Annotated in this window: 18 protein-coding genes; 11 read left to right on the top strand and 7 right to left on the bottom strand. The window is 45.1% G+C overall.

What is annotated here, in order from left to right; translation table 11 throughout:
- Positions 1-49: 49 nt before the first annotated feature.
- Entirely contained in the window at positions 50-979 is a 930-nt protein-coding gene (locus ACQCT5_RS19595; RefSeq protein ID WP_499644381.1) for a manganese-dependent inorganic pyrophosphatase, read from the top strand.
- 63 nt (positions 980-1,042) lie between these two features.
- Here ACQCT5_RS19595 and ACQCT5_RS19590 read toward each other — a convergent pair whose 3' ends face one another.
- Both ACQCT5_RS19590 and ACQCT5_RS19585 read right to left on the bottom strand, forming a co-directional pair.
- On the bottom strand, positions 1,043-1,189 hold the full coding sequence (locus ACQCT5_RS19590) for a lmo0937 family membrane protein (protein ID WP_204418430.1): 147 nt from the start codon (positions 1,187-1,189) through the stop codon (positions 1,043-1,045).
- A 177-nt stretch (positions 1,190-1,366) separates the two neighbouring features.
- Complete coding sequence (locus ACQCT5_RS19585) at positions 1,367-1,513, bottom strand: lmo0937 family membrane protein (RefSeq protein ID WP_386642497.1); 147 nt, start codon at positions 1,511-1,513, stop codon at positions 1,367-1,369.
- A 236-nt stretch (positions 1,514-1,749) separates the two neighbouring features.
- Between ACQCT5_RS19585 and ACQCT5_RS19580 the strand changes: the two genes are divergently transcribed.
- The 4 genes from ACQCT5_RS19580 to ACQCT5_RS19565 all read left to right on the top strand — a co-directional run bounded on the left by ACQCT5_RS19580 (position 1,750) and on the right by ACQCT5_RS19565 (position 3,542).
- A complete protein-coding gene (locus ACQCT5_RS19580) occupies positions 1,750-1,947 on the top strand; it encodes a CsbD family protein (protein ID WP_499644378.1) in 198 nt (65 codons plus the stop codon).
- 51 nt (positions 1,948-1,998) lie between these two features.
- A complete protein-coding gene (locus ACQCT5_RS19575) occupies positions 1,999-2,448 on the top strand; it encodes a hypothetical protein (RefSeq protein WP_499644376.1) in 450 nt (149 codons plus the stop codon).
- Positions 2,445-2,579, top strand: a complete 135-nt coding sequence (locus ACQCT5_RS19570) for a hypothetical protein (RefSeq protein WP_499644374.1) — start codon at positions 2,445-2,447, stop codon at positions 2,577-2,579. Before ACQCT5_RS19575 ends, ACQCT5_RS19570 begins: the two co-directional genes overlap by 4 nt.
- Before the next feature lie 84 nt (positions 2,580-2,663).
- Positions 2,664-3,542, top strand: coding sequence for an SDR family oxidoreductase (locus ACQCT5_RS19565; RefSeq protein WP_499644372.1), 879 nt, complete (start codon positions 2,664-2,666; stop codon positions 3,540-3,542).
- 38 nt (positions 3,543-3,580) lie between these two features.
- On the opposite strand, the gene glsA is transcribed toward ACQCT5_RS19565, so the two are convergent.
- The 3 genes from glsA to ACQCT5_RS19550 all read right to left on the bottom strand — a co-directional run bounded on the left by glsA (position 3,581) and on the right by ACQCT5_RS19550 (position 5,686).
- Complete coding sequence (glsA, locus tag ACQCT5_RS19560; protein WP_499644370.1) at positions 3,581-4,537, bottom strand: glutaminase A; 957 nt, start codon at positions 4,535-4,537, stop codon at positions 3,581-3,583.
- Between the two features lie 174 nt (positions 4,538-4,711).
- On the bottom strand, positions 4,712-5,005 hold the full coding sequence (locus tag ACQCT5_RS19555; RefSeq protein ID WP_499644368.1) for a hypothetical protein: 294 nt from the start codon (positions 5,003-5,005) through the stop codon (positions 4,712-4,714).
- A 135-nt stretch (positions 5,006-5,140) separates the two neighbouring features.
- On the bottom strand, positions 5,141-5,686 hold the full coding sequence (locus ACQCT5_RS19550; RefSeq protein ID WP_499644366.1) for a hypothetical protein: 546 nt from the start codon (positions 5,684-5,686) through the stop codon (positions 5,141-5,143).
- Between the two features lie 408 nt (positions 5,687-6,094).
- On the opposite strand from ACQCT5_RS19550, the gene ACQCT5_RS19545 reads away from it, so the two are divergent.
- Positions 6,095-6,418 (top strand): YciI family protein, encoded by a 324-nt coding sequence (locus ACQCT5_RS19545; RefSeq protein ID WP_499644364.1) that lies wholly within the window; start codon positions 6,095-6,097, stop codon positions 6,416-6,418.
- 47 nt (positions 6,419-6,465) lie between these two features.
- Here ACQCT5_RS19545 and bioB read toward each other — a convergent pair whose 3' ends face one another.
- Positions 6,466-7,476: a biotin synthase BioB gene (gene bioB, locus ACQCT5_RS19540; RefSeq protein ID WP_499644362.1), complete on the bottom strand. Its 1,011-nt coding sequence runs from the start codon at positions 7,474-7,476 to the stop codon at positions 6,466-6,468.
- 262 nt (positions 7,477-7,738) lie between these two features.
- Here bioB and helD point away from each other — a divergent pair, with 262 nt between their 5' ends.
- Entirely contained in the window at positions 7,739-10,039 is a 2,301-nt protein-coding gene (gene helD / locus ACQCT5_RS19535; RefSeq protein ID WP_499644360.1) for an RNA polymerase recycling motor HelD, read from the top strand.
- A 113-nt stretch (positions 10,040-10,152) separates the two neighbouring features.
- Here helD and ACQCT5_RS19530 read toward each other — a convergent pair whose 3' ends face one another.
- Positions 10,153-10,698: a TVP38/TMEM64 family protein gene (locus ACQCT5_RS19530; protein WP_499644358.1), complete on the bottom strand. Its 546-nt coding sequence runs from the start codon at positions 10,696-10,698 to the stop codon at positions 10,153-10,155.
- 297 nt (positions 10,699-10,995) lie between these two features.
- Between ACQCT5_RS19530 and ACQCT5_RS19525 the strand changes: the two genes are divergently transcribed.
- The 4 genes from ACQCT5_RS19525 (at position 10,996) to ACQCT5_RS19510 (ending at position 15,164) form a co-directional block, all read left to right on the top strand.
- The gene (locus ACQCT5_RS19525) at positions 10,996-11,349 is read left to right on the top strand and encodes a metal-sensitive transcriptional regulator (protein WP_499644356.1); all 354 of its coding nucleotides are present in this window, start codon (positions 10,996-10,998) and stop codon (positions 11,347-11,349) included.
- Between the two features lie 21 nt (positions 11,350-11,370).
- Entirely contained in the window at positions 11,371-11,577 is a 207-nt protein-coding gene (gene copZ / locus ACQCT5_RS19520) for a copper chaperone CopZ (protein WP_499644354.1), read from the top strand.
- Positions 11,578-11,661: 84 nt separating this feature from the next.
- Positions 11,662-14,079 (top strand): heavy metal translocating P-type ATPase, encoded by a 2,418-nt coding sequence (locus ACQCT5_RS19515; protein WP_499644352.1) that lies wholly within the window; start codon positions 11,662-11,664, stop codon positions 14,077-14,079.
- A 206-nt stretch (positions 14,080-14,285) separates the two neighbouring features.
- Complete coding sequence (locus ACQCT5_RS19510; RefSeq protein ID WP_499644350.1) at positions 14,286-15,164, top strand: DUF8832 domain-containing protein; 879 nt, start codon at positions 14,286-14,288, stop codon at positions 15,162-15,164.
- Positions 15,165-15,170 lie beyond the last annotated feature (6 nt).

The raw sequence follows: 15,170 nt of genomic DNA, 5'->3' as shown, positions 1-15,170 counted from the left end.
ATCTGCGGATAGCTCTATTAAAAAGATAACGATGCAAGGAGAATATACCATGTCAAAAGTATTTGTATTAGGACATAAAAACCCGGACACAGATTCCATCTGTTCCGCTATTGCGTATGCAGAACTGAAAAAGCAGTTGGGAATGGACGCTGAACCTGTTCGCCTTGGAGAATTGAATGGGGAAACGGAATATGCCCTAAAGCATTTCAATACGGTAGTGCCCCGTCTGATCGAGACAGCAGCAAACGAAGTGCAGGAAGTTATTCTTGTAGACCACAACGAATTCCAACAAAGCGTGAGCGACATTAATCAGGTTCGAGTGCTGGAGGTTATCGACCACCACCGTATTGCAAACTTTGAAACAAGCGACCCGTTGTACTATCGCGCGGAGCCGGTTGGATGTACGGCTACTATTCTTAACAAGCTTTATAAAGAGAACAACGTGGAAATCACGAAAGAGGTTGCAGGTTTGATGCTTTCTGCCATCATCTCAGATTCCTTGCTATTCAAATCCCCGACATGCACAGAGCAGGACGTGCAAGCTGCAAATGAACTTGCAGCCATTGCAGGAGTGGATGCGAACAGCTATGGCTTGGACATGCTGAAGGCTGGCGCTGACCTGAGCGATAAAACAGTCGAGCAGCTGATCACACTGGATGCAAAAGAATTCCAAATGGGCGACTATAAAGTGGAGATCGCACAGGTGAACACAGTGGATACGGCAGACGTATTAAAGCTTCAAGAAGAGCTGGAGCTGGCAATCCTTAATACGATCGCGAACAAAGGCTTGGACTTATTTGTATTTGTCGTAACTGATATCCTGACAAATGATTCAGTTGCATTGACTCTTGGTAAAGAGACGGCAGCTGTAGAGAAGGCATACAATGTAACATTGGAAAACAACACAGCACTATTGCGTGGAGTGGTTTCCCGTAAGAAACAGGTTGTTCCGGTATTGACGGACACCTTAACAAAATAACAAAAAAAGCTGGCAGTTATCGGTGAAATCCCGATAGCTGCCAGCTTTTCTTTTTTCCTTTATCTATGGTCGTCTGCGTCCAGCAAATAGATTCCAGACCAGCGCGATAAGTGCTACTACTAAAACGATATGGATTAAGTTACCTGCTACATCAAATGCGAATCCAAGTAACCATAAAATGATTAAAACTGCAAATACGGTCCATAACATATGCGGTTGCCTCCTCAACATTTATTAAAAGCTTATAATTGGTTTTCCCTAAGCCATTTCAAACTAAACGTAGTATTTTCTTCTAAAAGAATAATCAATATGATAGCTGTTTTCTGACTGACTCCACTGGTTTTTTCATATGAAGCCAGTCACCTTGTCCTCATTTTGTGTCTGCGGTCAGACTCGACGTCGTCCTGAAAATAGGTTGAATACAATTGCCAGTAGCGCAAGTACTAGAAGGATATGAATAAGTCCTCCGCCAATTTCCATTGCGAATCCCAAGATCCAAAGTACGATTAATACAGCAAATACGGTCCATAACATAATAAGTTCCTCCTCGATAGTTGTTTTATTGGTAAATTTTTTCAACGTCTACATAGAAGGTAATTCCCCCTGTTTCGAAATGTTAAACAAAAATTTATTTCGGGAAATAGTGTAGGAAGATGGAATCAATTTCAGAAACAAGCAAATATTCATGTTTTAAATCTGTCATAGGTGGAATTCATTTACTAGTGACGAGCCAGCTAGGATGTCACAAAAACATTTGGGAGGTGATTTTCATGAATCAGGCAACCATGAAAGGCAAGTGGAACCAGATGAAAGGCGACGCTAAGAAGAATTGGGGCAATCTCACAGATGATGATCTTCAGCAGGTTGAGGGAGATCACGACAAGCTAGTAGGTAAGATTCAAGAACGGTATGGAAAATCAAAAGAAGAAGCGGAACGCGAAGTGAACGATTGGCACAAAACATACTAAAAATAAGAAAAGAGGAGAGGGTTAAAGTGGCTAACAACAGTAATAACAATAATGATAATAACAACAATAACAGTAACAACAATAGCGGAAACAACAGCAACAGCGGAAACAACAGCAACAGCAGAAACAACAGCAACAGCGGAAACAACAGCAACAGCGGGAACAGCAAAAATAGTGGAAACAGCAGCAACAGCAACAGCGGAAACAACAGCAATAGCGGAAACAACAGCAACAGCGGAAACAACAGCAACAGCGGGAACAACAGTAACAGCGGGAACAACAGTAACAGCGGGAACAACAGCAACAGCGGAAACAGCAGCAACAGCGGAAACAACAGCAACAGCGGAAACAACAGCAACAGCGGAAACAACAGCAACAGCGGAAACAGCAGCAACAGCGGAAACAACAGCAACAGCGGAAACAGCAGTAACAGTGGAAACAACAATAGCAGCTCCACCAACAGTAGCAGTAACAACAGTGATAGCAGCGGTGGAAATATGAGCCGTGAAGAGGCAGGAAGAAAAGGTGGAGAAAAAGTAAAAGAGAAATATGGAACAGAACACTTTGCAGAGATCGGCAAAAAAGGTGGAAACAGTTCCAATGACTCAGATAGCTCCAATGATTCCAATTAAGGTGATAGGTACCCAATTGAAAAAGCAGCCTCCGACAAGGGCTGCTTCTTCCAATTAAATGAAGAGGAAAAGGAGAGAGAAGATATGGCAAAAGAGGATATTACACTACGCCAAACAGAAGGACAGCCGGCACAGGAGCAGAAAAAGCAGCCGGGTGATGAACATAAAATGGTACCTGAACCGATTTTTGATAATCCTACCTATAAAGGGAGTGGGAAGCTAAAAGGAAGAAATGCGATTATCACAGGTGGCGACAGCGGGATTGGCAGGGCGGTTGCCATCGCGTTTGCAAAAGAAGGGGCCAATGTAAGCATCGTGTATTTGGACGAGCATGAGGACGCTAAGGAAACGAAGCGTTTGGTGGAGAACTACGGGACAAGATGTCTACTGTATTCCGGGGACGTCGGGGATAAGAGTTTTTGTACGGATGTAGTAAAGCAGACGGTGGAGGAGCTTGGAGGTCTACATATTCTTGTGAATAATGCCGCTGAGCAGCACTACCAGGAGAAAATCGAGGATATCTCATCCGATCAGCTGACCCGGACCTTCCAGACGAACATCTTTTCCTATTTCTATTTTATCCAGGCGGCCATGCCGTATCTGAAAGAAGGAAGCTCCATTATCAATACGGCTTCCATCGTTGCATATAAAGGACAGCCGGTTTTGATGGATTATGCGGCAACAAAAGGCGCGATTGTAGCGCTGACACGTTCCTTATCCGTCAATATCGTCGGAAGCGGAATCAGAGTCAACGGTGTTGCGCCTGGCCCGATCTGGACGCCTTTAATACCTGCTTCCTTCCCGGGAGACGATGTGGAGGATTTCGGCACCGACTCTCCAATGGGACGTCCAGGACAACCATCAGAGCTCGCACCAGCCTATGTTTACTTGGCTTCGGACGATTCCACCTATGTGTCAGGGCAGATGATTCATGTGAATGGCGGGACAGTCGTGAATGGTTAAATGTAAAAAAGCTCAGGGATCCTGAGCTTTTTTTACTGCTATAAATTTTTGACGTTGCGGTCATGAAGAAGGCTTAATTCGAGGTCGCGCGATAAAATTCTCAGCGCTTCGCCTCCTGCACAACTGTTTCCTTTTTTATTAATCGCAGGGCCGATGATTCCGATGCCCATACGGCCGGGTACGGATCCGACAATACTTCCGGAAACCCCGCTTTTTAGAGGGAAACCGACCTCCACTGCATAGGTACCGGATTCGTTGTACATCCCGGATGTCAGCATAATGGCTTTTACTGTCCGAATATATTCAGGTTGGATAATCTGTTTTTTACGTCCGATCAATCTTCCGTGATTGGATAAAAAACACCCCATTTTCGCAAGGGCCAATGAATTGATTTCGATGGAATTCACTCGATTATACAGGTCCAGTGCATCGTCTGACTCCTGGTTGGACAGAACTCCTGTACTTTCCATGAAATAGGCCAAAGCTTTATTTCGTGCTCCATTTTTACATTCAGCCCGGTAAACTTCCTCGCTCATGTCAATCTTGCTGTCCTCTGTAATTTTTCGCAGGAAATCCAGTACCCTTTCAAAGCGTTCTTCCACCGTACTGCCCTTGATCAAACTTGCAGTCGCAATTGCTCCTGAATTGATCAACGGATTATGAGGCCGGCTTCCTTCATATTCCTCCAAGTGGGAAATGGAATTAAAGAGATCATCTGTCGGTTCCATGCCGACCTTTTGGAAGACAATGTCCTTTCCGAAATCCGCTAACGCCATTAAAAGGAGAATGACTTTTGAAATACTTTGAAAGGAAAAACTGTCCTGGTCCTCCCCCGCTGAATAGATTTCCCCATCGAGCGTAACAATAGTCACCCCGAGATTGGTCAGATGGGACTGATCCAAATCAGGAATATGATCGACCACGCTGCCCCGGGAGGCGAAGGGCCTGGAAGCCTTCACCACTTCTTCTATATATTCATTCGATAGTTTCTTCACTCATTTTCCTCCTCTGATCCTGCTGATTCCTATTACCTTGTATACCCAAAAGATTGCAGAGTATATGCAGCAGAGCAGGGGAGTTATCCAGAAGAACGTATTGTAAAACAAAAAGGAGGCAGGGAAACGTTCTCTTCCCTGCCTCGATACTATTGGAAGCTTTATCAGCCTGCCTTATAGTTTTACTTCTCTAAAATCATTAGCTTTTTGTTCTGTAAGCTGATAAATATATCGATAAAATCTTACAGTAAGGATGGCAAATAATGCGATGATAGCGAGAATAGTAAAGAGAATCCATTCCTGCTTCCAGCTGTTGAACAGGGCGAATACACTTCCGGCGCCATAGAGCAGTCCCAACAGGTAAAGAGCGTTGAATTTTGGTAATAGAACTTGAATGATGCCGAAAACCCCAAAAGCGATGATCCCACCAATGAACAGTTGGATAAGCAATACTAATAGAAATTCCATTTTCTAAAGCCTCCTCTAGTTATGTGAAACTGCTTGTCACCTTACATGATGATTCTGGTGATAGTAGATTCTCCATAAGGAGGGGAGTATCCTGTCAACATTCAATAAATCGTTCCAATAGGCTAGTTTCTTCTGTCACTCACTTGCTTTAAAAGGAAAATTGTACTGTCTTTTAGCAGTATTAAAGTTGGAGAACTCTGCCTGAAACTCATTGTTTCTCACAAACGTCACTTCTTTCCCGTCATTGAAATAGAAGACCATGGTGTGCTTCTCTTCCTCGGTAGGGGGTGAAACAAGAATGACCTCTTTCACTTCCTCCCAGGAATAGGTATGGGTTTTAAAAGAAAATGGTTCTCCCCAGGTGATTTCCTCGGTGCTCAAAGATTTGAAGGAGTAGGTCCCCATCACAAATAAAACTCCGGCCAATACCAATCCAATGCTCGTGAAATAGACTGCCCTTTTAACAAAAAAGGATGAAATGAATAAGCCCAATACCAGCATCAGGGCTGAAATCCCATACATTCCATAGGCGGTCATCGGAGTCTGAAGAAGCCAGACGCTGACATCATCAAACAGGATCCCCTGAAAAATAAAAGGCCCAACAAGTATGTAGAAAGGTGTCAAAATTAAAACGGCGATGGCGCCCATCATATAAAGATGCTTTTTTTCGTAGTTTACCAACGTGATTAATCCCCCTGTACACTAAAAATTGATTTAACTTTCGAAATATTTCAATATAATTATACACCATCTGGTAAAAGATGAGAATTATTTTGTAAGCTCTGTTAAAGACTTGTGAAATTCTTTAAGAATCTAGCTGTTGATTGGAGCAATAGGCGCGAAGACTCCTCGAAAATGCGAGCATTTTCCTCATGCGATGTATCGCTGCCGCAGCCTTCCTTGTCCTGCGAGAGGCAGTGGTAGGTTGGAGACCCCGCAGGGCGCAGCCTGAGGAGGATCCAGCACCGCCCCTTGGGTCGCTGCGCCTAGTGCGGAAATCAACAGCGGTGTTTAAAGAAGTCTTTTTATTAAAGGTTATTGGAGTATAAGTGGAGAATTAAAGATACAGACAAAAAGGGGGTACACCAATTGAATACTTACATTTATGTATTGCGCTTGCCAGAAAGACTTTATCAAGCAGCGAACTGGACAGAAGAAGATGGGAATATCGTATCTGCGCACTTTCAATATCTAAAAGAGAATGTGGAAAAGGGTGTCGTGATCCTGGCTGGCAGAACCGATCAGACAGACGCAACAGGTTTTGGCATTGTCATTTTTCAAGCGGAAAACGAGGAAGCGGCAGAACATTTCAAAAATCATGATCCCGCGGTGCAACAAGGTGTGATGACAGCGGAATTATCACGCTATCGCCTGGCTCTGCTCAATGAACAGTTTTCTCTGGCTGCAAACTAAGTAAAGGCCTGCATCATCGCTATAGGATGACGCAGGCTTTCTTCTAATTATATTCTAGCGAAATGCTGACTTTCCGTTTCAAATGCATTCTCTTCAATCTCAAACCCAAGGTCCTCAATCATCTGATAATCCTGCTGGGAGGCCTGGCCGCTTGTTGTTAAATAGTCACCGACAAATATGGAGTTTGCCATATAAAGTCCAAGGCTTTGCAGAGTGCGCAGATTGTATTCACGTCCCCCTGAGATGCGGATCTCCTTGGTCGGATTGACGAATCGGAACATGGCGAGGATCTTCAGACACTTCAGTGGTGTCAAATCATCGAGATGCTCAAGCTTTGTTCCTTCAATAGGATGAAGGAAATTCACCGGGATAGAATCTACGTGCAGGTCTTTTAAGCTGAACGCCATCTCCACAATATCCTCCAAGGTTTCTCCCATTCCGCAGATGACGCCGGAGCAGGGGGAGATCCCGGCATTCTTCAAGGTTTCGAGTGTCTTGATGCGGTCATCATATTGGTGGGTCGTCGTGATTTCACTGTGATGCCCTTTGCTTGTATTAATATTATGGTTAAAGCGATCCACCCCGGCTTCTTTTAGAAGATGGGCCTGTTCATCATTTACAAGCCCAAGACAGGCACAGATTTTGATGCTTTCAATGTCTTTTTTGATATCCTGAACCGCCGCTACCACCGTGTTGACATCCCGGTTGGTCGGCTTTCTTCCGCTCATCACGATGCAATAGGTGCCGATTTTATTTTTCTTGGCTTCCTTTGCCCCCTCGACAATGACCTGTTTGCTGACAAGAGGATAACTGTCAATTTCCGTATTGGCTTTCATCGATTGGGAGCAGTATCCGCAGTCCTCCGGGCAAAGTCCGCTTTTTGCATTAATAATCAGATTGAGTTTTACTTTGTTGCTATAATAATGTTTTCGGATTTGATAGGCCGCATGAACGAGCTCCAGCACATTTTCATCACTTTCCTCAAGAATCTGAAGTGCTTCATCCGTTGTAAGGGAATAACCACCAATCACTTTTTCCGCAAGCTGTTTCCAAGTCATTTTGTCTCACTCCAATTTCATATGTTAACTAAAATATATTTAAAGTTTACATATGACAGAACAAATAGACAAGGGTTATTTTTAGTTTAAAAAGAAAATTGCAAATTGTCTTGTAAGCGTTTATAATAATTCTTCCGGCTAAAAAAGAACATAAGAGCGTTGCGTACTTTGAAAAATGTAACCCAAGGATTGTACCATGAATGGAGTTTTCTCTAGTTCATGGTTTTTTGCGTCTCCAAAACAAGCAAGGAGTGTGAAGAGGTTGGGAGAAAAAAAGAAGAAGCATCCTGAATTCGATCAGGAAGTCGAACGGCTTTTGTTTACGAAAAAATATATGGACATTGTCATCAAGGCGTCTGAAATGGACGAAGAGTCCTTTCGCTCAAGTTTCAAGGAAGCGCTCGAAGGGATGGACTTCAAGGACAGCAGTTTCAGCTACATGAACATGCTGACCAACGCCAACCTTTTGCAACGCACACAAGAGGAAATTCGCAGCTTAAAGAAAATATACCATAAGCCCTATTTTGCACGAGTCGATTATAAACGAGAGGGAAAAGACCAGGAAGAGGTCCTCTATTTCGGGAAAGCTTCCCTGTTTGATAGGGAAACACAGGATCCCATCATTGTGGACTGGCGTTCTCCTATTGCAAACCTATACTATGACGGCAGACTTGGGGACGTCCAATACGAGGCGGAGGGAGAAGTCTATGATGGCTATCTTTCCTTGAAGCGCCAATACATCATGGAAGAGGGGGAGCTGCAGGAAATCAGGGATGTTGATCTGACAACGACCGATGAGCTTTTGCAGGAATCATTGTCGGGAAGCTCAAGCAACCGTCTGACCGATATTGTATCCACGATCCAGGAAGAGCAGAACCGGATCATTCGCGCGGATCTCAATAAGCCGATCATTGTCCAAGGAGCGGCTGGGAGTGGAAAGACGACGATTGCCCTGCACCGAATCTCCTATTTTATCTACACCTACCAGGAGCATTTTCGTCCGGAGCAGTTGATGATCCTGGCACCGAATAATCTTTTCATAGACTATATCTCCGAGGTTCTCCCGGAGCTCGGGGTGGACCGGATCTTACAGACCACTATTATCGACTATGTGAAGAGCTGTATCGGCAAGAAAATAAAACTTCGATCGCCGTCTGAAAAGCTGATGGGCTTTATCAACCACGAGTATGAGGACCCGGAAATGGTGCAGTGGCTGGCAGGCTTCAAAGGGTCACTGGAGTTTAAAGAGATTATGGATGCCTATCTGGCCGACATCCTGGAGACATTGCTGCCAAAAGAAGACTTCTACCTGACCGGGAAATTCAAGCTCTATACCGCTGAGAGGATGGAGCAGCTGATCAAACGGGAATATACCTACCTCCCCTATTACAGGCGAATCGAAAAGGTGAAGGAAGTCCTGCAGAACTACGTCCGAACCGAGAAGAAAACGCTCATACTCAAAGTGGAAAAGTTCTATGACCACAAGCTGGATAAGGCTCTTTTCAATTCCAACCTTGATCCGGCAAAGCGAAAAAGCTATGTGACAAAAGCGATGGACAAGAAGGATGAGCTCGTGAATGAGATCATGAAGGAATCACGGACGGCTGTGAATGCTTTTATCAGAAAGCTTCCCAAGCACACACTCTTCTATTATTATGAACAACTTGTCACCGACCGGGAGCGGTTTGCGAAATACGCAAAAACGTATCTGGATGACTATCAGATACGTTATTTCATCAAACACCAGATCAACCTACATAAACAGAAAAACTATGAACTCGAAGACTTGGCAGGTCTTCTTTACCTGCAACATAACCTGTTCGGAATCGATAAGGACCTGCGTGCTAGGAATGTGGTAATCGATGAAGCACAGGACTACAGCTATTTCCAATTGGCTGCTTTGAAAAGTGCCCTGGAAACGGACATGTTTACAATAGTGGGGGACCTGGCGCAGGGCATCCATTCCTATCGCGGCATTCAGGACTGGAATAAGGTGAAGGAAGAGATTTTTCCAAGAGCCGCTTACACCACACTCCAGAAAAGCTACCGGACAACGGTGGAAATCATGCAGGCGGCCAATGACATTTTGGCGCTGCTTCCATTTGAGCTGCCTCGCGTGGAGCCGGTGGTAAGGCATGGTGCGAAGCCTGCTTTTGTGGATTGGACAGAAAGTGACGGGGAAATGGTGACTGTGATGGCCCGCGATATTGAGAAGCTATATGCGGAGGGTCGGAAAACGATTGCCATCATTGGGAAAACGGAGAAAGAATGCGGGAAAATCGAGTCGCTTTTCCGAAAGCATACAGGCTTGTCTGTCCAGCTGCTGAAGGAAAATCAAGAAATCAATCAGAAGGACGTCGTCATTGTACATGCACAGCTGGCAAAAGGACTCGAATTCGACGCGGTTCTGCTATGTACACTCGATGAGGTCTATACAGAAACGGAAATCGATGTAAAGCTCTTATATGTTGCCATGACAAGACCTTTGCATCACCTAGGCTTCTATGGAAAGAACCGGTCCGCCTTCCTGCTCGAGCATGTGGGTGCGGGGCTCGTAGATTAAAAAGATTTTTTCTTAAACACAATTCTCAAACTCTACAAATTACAAACACAACAAAGCTCCCTCCACAGCAACGTGGAGGGAGCTTTTCCAGATTTTCGGACGGGGTCTGGCCCCTATCTCTTTCGAAAAAACAGCATACCCACCACCCCTATCGAGAAGAGGGTGAGGATGATTTTTCCTTCGAGGCCCCATTCGAGTACCCGGTAGACGGAGTAGGCTTCAAGGAGGAGAGCTGGGATTTTTCCTATTGTGCTGGCGATGGCAAAGTGTATCAAGTTGATCCTGCTTGTTGCACCGGCCAATGTGACTAGGCCTGATGGTGCGAAAGGAAAAAGACGGAGTCCCAACACCAGCAAAAATGCTCGGTATCCTTCCGTTTCCTGCAAACGGACCAGCCATTTATATCGATCCAGCGCCTTCGGGGAAAATGCCTTCAATCCCTTCCGATAAAGCAGGAAACTGACAACAGCACCAACCGACTCGCCAACAAAGGAAACGAGAGTGCCCATCCAAAACCCGAAAAAGGCAATATTGGCGGCGGTAATAAAAAAGCTTGGAACAAATGCGAGAATGCTGATGATCGTATTGAAGATAATACTAAGTAAAATGGCGAATGGCCCGGCAATTTCCAGCCATTCCAGAACAAATTCTCTCCACATATTTAAACGCTTCCCCAATGACAAATTATTTTAAAAGTAGCTGTGTTAAAGAATAGTTTTGATTTTCAAGGTCGCTAGCTGTTGATTGGAGCAATAGGCGAAGACTCCTGCGGGAGGTAGCGGTTAGTGGAGACACCGCAGGCAAAAGTCGAGGAGGCTCCACAAGCGCCCCGCGGAAAGCGAAGCTTAGTGCGGAAATCAACAGCGGTGTTTAACAGAGCCTGAAATGATAAAACCTTAGGCTTTACATACCGTATAGGGGTATGTTACTTTAATATCGAGAGGAGGTCAACAACCATGGAAAACCTTCCAATAGAACCTATTTTAAATCAAGATCCTGAATCAAGCGAATGTTGCCATATCGCCAATGGGGAGCGGAAAAGCCACCATTCGGAGACAGTCAAGAAAAGCCTGATCTCCCGACTGAACCGTGTAGAGGGTCAAGTCAGAGGAGTGAAGCGCCTTATTGAAGAGGATACGTATTGTGATGATGTGCTTACCCAGATCGCTGCGATCCAATCCGCCTTGAACGGCGTCGGAAAGCTGCTTCTTGAAGGCCATATGAAGTCCTGTGTGGTCGAGAGAATCCAAGAAGGCGACACGGAAGTCATTGATGAACTATTAGTTACTGTAAAACGATTAATGAAATAAACATAGGGGAGAGATGGAGAAATGGAACAAGTAACGTTAAAAGTAAGTGGAATGTCCTGTGGGCATTGTGTAAAAGCGGTAGAAGGTAGTGTCGGTGAATTGACTGGCGTAAACGCTGTGAAAGTGGACCTTGCGTCCGGTACAGTGGCGGTTGAATATAAGAGTGAAGATTTAACACTGGACCAAATCAAAGAAACAATCGACGAAGAAGGCTACGAAGTAGAATAATAACGAGAACAGCGTGCTTTAACCAAAGCGCGTTTTCTTACCAAAAAAATATACCCCATACAGGTATGTGGGAGGTTGAAAGCTATGAGTCAAAAGTCAAAAGAAACCCAGATGCAAATAGTGGGAATGACGTGTGCGGCCTGCTCCACCAGAATTGAGAAGGGCTTGAATAAGCTTCAGGGTGTGGAGAAAGCCAATGTCAATTTGGCGTTGGAAAACGCCTCGGTAATATACAATCCTGACGAAGTGAGTCCCCATGACATCGAGAAAAAAGTCCGGGACTTGGGATATGAAGTGGTAAAGGAAAAAGCAGAATTCCTCATTACCGGAATGACGTGTGCAGCCTGCTCAAGCAGAATCGAAAAGGTTCTTAATAAGCTCGACGGTATCAATGCGGCTACCGTCAATCTGGCGTTGGAAACCGGTACGGTGGAATATAACCCATCCAGGCTTACACCATCCGATATCATTGCAAGAATCGAGAAAGCCGGATATGGTGCAACGGTAAAAGTGGAAAAAAATGAAGGTGCAGAGGATTTCAGGCAGAAAGAGCTGGAGAAACAGCAAGGGAAATTTGTGTTTTCCCTGATTCTCACGATTCCGCTACTCTGGGCGATGGTAAGCCACTTTTCCTTTACTTCGTTCATCTACCTGCCCGATATGCTGATGAACCCGTGGGTGCAGATGGCTTTGGCGACTCCAGTCCAATTTTTCATTGGCTGGCAATTCTATAGGGGGGCATATAAAGCGCTGAAAAACAAAAGTGCGAATATGGATGTGCTGGTAGCGCTAGGAACAAGTGCGGCTTACTTCTACAGCCTTTACTTATCCATCGTATCTATCGGTTCTGGTGCCCATATGGTGGAGCAATATTTTGAGGCAAGTGCAGTAATCATTACGCTCATTATTTTAGGAAAGCTTTTCGAAGTGAGAGCAAAAGGACGTTCCTCGGAAGCGATCAAAAAGCTGATGGGTCTGCAAGCGAAAATCGCGTTGGTAGTTCGCGACGGCAAAGAGATGGAAGTTCCTTTAGAGGAAGTAATGGTTGGGGATATTATATCCGTGAAACCGGGCGAGAAAATACCGGTGGACGGCGAGATATTGGAAGGGCAATCAGCTGTCGATGAATCGATGCTGACTGGTGAAAGCATTCCTGTCGATAAGCAGATCGGTGATATGGTCTATGGATCGACTATGAATAAAAATGGCTTTCTGAAAATGAAAGCAACAAAGATCGGGCGTGAAACCGCTCTGGCACAAATCATCCGGATTGTGGAACAGGCGCAAGGATCTAAGGCGCCAATTCAGCGCCTTGCAGATAAGATTTCGGGCATTTTTGTTCCGATAGTGGTTGGTATTGCCATACTGACGTTCCTTGTATGGTACTTTATCGTGGATCCCGGAAACTTTGCGGGTGCCTTGGTAAACCTGATTGCTGTTCTTGTTATCGCCTGCCCATGTGCCCTGGGGCTGGCTACGCCAACCTCCATTATGGCCGGTTCCGGTCGCTCGGCTGAACTCGGTATTCTTTTCAAGGGCGGCGAACATTTGGAACAGACACATCGCATCACAACGGTGGTACTTGATAAAACGGGTACAGTCACAAACGGAAAACCAGTTTTGACAGATGTTCTGCTGGTAAACCAAGGGGAAGAAGAGGAAATCCTGCGTTTGGTGGGGACTGCGGAAAAGCAATCCGAACATCCTTTGGCACAAGCGATGGTGGATGGAATAAAGGAAAAAGGAATTGAACTTGGCGATTCCACGGCATTTGAAGCAATTCCGGGGTATGGGATCGAAGCAATTATAAAAGAGAGAAAAGTAGTAGTTGGAACACGCAAGCTAATGAAAAAGCATGACATTGATTTGACCGATGCCGAGACAACGATCCAGGAGCTTGAGTCTGATGGTAAAACGGCAATGATGATTGCGGTGGATGGCGATTATAAAGGAATTATCGCTGTTGCGGACACCATTAAGGAAACTTCTGCTTCTGCGATCAAACGAGTGAAGGATATGGGCTTGGAAGTTGTGATGATGACAGGCGATAATCAACGTACTGCGCAGGCAATTGCTGACCTAGCCGGTGTGGATCGTGTTATCGCAGAGGTCCTGCCTGAGCAGAAAGCCGAAGAAATCAAAAAACTTCAGGCGGAAGGGAAAAAGGTGGCAATGGTAGGTGATGGCATCAATGACGCACCTGCCCTTGTAACGGCAGATATTGGAATGGCCATTGGGACAGGTACGGACGTTGCGATGGAAGCCGCCGATATTACCCTGATGCGCGGTGATCTGAACAGCATTGCCGACGCGATCATGATGAGCAAAAAGACCATCAAGAACATCAAGCAGAACCTTTTCTGGGCATTTGCCTATAACACCATCGGAATCCCGATTGCAGCACTTGGGTTCCTGGCACCTTGGGTAGCGGGGGCCGCTATGGCATTCAGTTCCGTGTCTGTTGTGCTTAATGCACTAAGATTGCAGAAAGTAAAATTATAAGGCTCTTTTCATCAAGTTTGTTGCTTTTGTCCGTAAAAAATCGGCTTTTGGATTTTTTACAGTTATCAGAAATAAAAATTCAAATAAGAAAAAAACGAACAAACCGGAAAAGAGCACGAAGATAAAGTATGTGCGTGTGTATGTTGCATACGTCAAAAGCAACAATGAATGCGAAAACAACAATTTATAAAGAGCAGGTGAAAAGGATGAAAAAGTGGATTTTTTCTGCGGTGATCTATTTATTGATTGTTATAGGAGGCTACACCGCTTATTCCTTTTATGCGGCGGACGAAAGTGCCACCAACAATCATGACGAGCATGAGAAGGAAACAGAGGAGCATGCACATGGGGAAGAAGATGAGGATGCTACTGGTGAAGACGGAGAGCATGGTGGTCATGGAGAACATGATGACAGCGAGTCCGCAAGTGAGGTGAAACCGGAAGTAGTAACGGAAGATGGAGCCATCACTGTTTCCCTCGAAGATCAGGATGGCAACCCGATTGATGAGCTTGACGTAAATCATGAAAAGCTGATGCACCTTATCGTGATCAGTGAAAACCTGGAAAGCTTCCATCATCTGCATCCAGAAAAAAGGAATCCTGGAGTGTTCGAGGTTCAAGCAGATCTGGAAGAAGGCATGTATCAGGCTTTTGTAGATATCAAGCCAACCAATCTGGAGTATAAGGTTGAACCAAAATCGTTGATGATCGGGGAACATGAGACTCATGAAGACGAAGGGGAGCATAAGGATGACCATGCTCATCTTGAAGCAGAAACAAACTGGACGAAAGAACAAGACGGCTATCAAGCTACCTTGAATGTGGAGAGCTTTTCGATGAAAGAAAATGTGGTACTGTCCTTTGACTTGAACGGGGCAAAACCGGAAAACTACCTTGGGGCATTAGGGCATGTGGTCGTAGTGGGTGAAGGGCTCGAGCAATTCATCCACGTCCACCCTGCAAGTGAAACAGAGCCTGTATTCGAAGCGCATTTCACGAAGCCTGGCATGTATAAGCTTTGGGGTGAATTCAAGTTGGACGGCAAGGTATATGCTTTCCCATATGTAATCGAAATCACGGAATAAAGGGGT

The sequence above is a fragment of the Sutcliffiella halmapala genome, assembly GCF_050107295.1.
In the GTDB taxonomy this organism is placed as follows: domain Bacteria; phylum Bacillota; class Bacilli; order Bacillales; family Bacillaceae_I; genus Sutcliffiella_A; species Sutcliffiella_A halmapala_A.
The sequence above is the reverse complement of the archived record's forward strand: the minus strand, read 5'-3'. Positions and strand labels throughout refer to the sequence as shown.

Coding starts and splice junctions, on each gene's coding strand:
- ACQCT5_RS19595 (WP_499644381.1), top strand. CDS start 50: ATGTCAAAAGTATTTGTATTAGGACATAAAAACCCGGACACAGATTCC.
- ACQCT5_RS19590 (WP_204418430.1), bottom strand. CDS start 1,189: ATGTTATGGACCGTATTTGCAGTTTTAATCATTTTATGGTTACTTGGA.
- ACQCT5_RS19585 (WP_386642497.1), bottom strand. CDS start 1,513: ATGTTATGGACCGTATTTGCTGTATTAATCGTACTTTGGATCTTGGGA.
- ACQCT5_RS19580 (WP_499644378.1), top strand. CDS start 1,750: ATGAATCAGGCAACCATGAAAGGCAAGTGGAACCAGATGAAAGGCGAC.
- ACQCT5_RS19575 (WP_499644376.1), top strand. CDS start 1,999: ATGATAATAACAACAATAACAGTAACAACAATAGCGGAAACAACAGCA.
- ACQCT5_RS19570 (WP_499644374.1), top strand. CDS start 2,445: ATGAGCCGTGAAGAGGCAGGAAGAAAAGGTGGAGAAAAAGTAAAAGAG.
- ACQCT5_RS19565 (WP_499644372.1), top strand. CDS start 2,664: ATGGCAAAAGAGGATATTACACTACGCCAAACAGAAGGACAGCCGGCA.
- ACQCT5_RS19555 (WP_499644368.1), bottom strand. CDS start 5,005: ATGGAATTTCTATTAGTATTGCTTATCCAACTGTTCATTGGTGGGATC.
- bioB (WP_499644362.1), bottom strand. CDS start 7,476: ATGACTTGGAAACAGCTTGCGGAAAAAGTGATTGGTGGTTATTCCCTT.
- ACQCT5_RS19530 (WP_499644358.1), bottom strand. CDS start 10,698: ATGTGGAGAGAATTTGTTCTGGAATGGCTGGAAATTGCCGGGCCATTC.
- ACQCT5_RS19525 (WP_499644356.1), top strand. CDS start 10,996: ATGGAAAACCTTCCAATAGAACCTATTTTAAATCAAGATCCTGAATCA.
- copZ (WP_499644354.1), top strand. CDS start 11,371: ATGGAACAAGTAACGTTAAAAGTAAGTGGAATGTCCTGTGGGCATTGT.
- ACQCT5_RS19515 (WP_499644352.1), top strand. CDS start 11,662: ATGAGTCAAAAGTCAAAAGAAACCCAGATGCAAATAGTGGGAATGACG.
- ACQCT5_RS19510 (WP_499644350.1), top strand. CDS start 14,286: ATGAAAAAGTGGATTTTTTCTGCGGTGATCTATTTATTGATTGTTATA.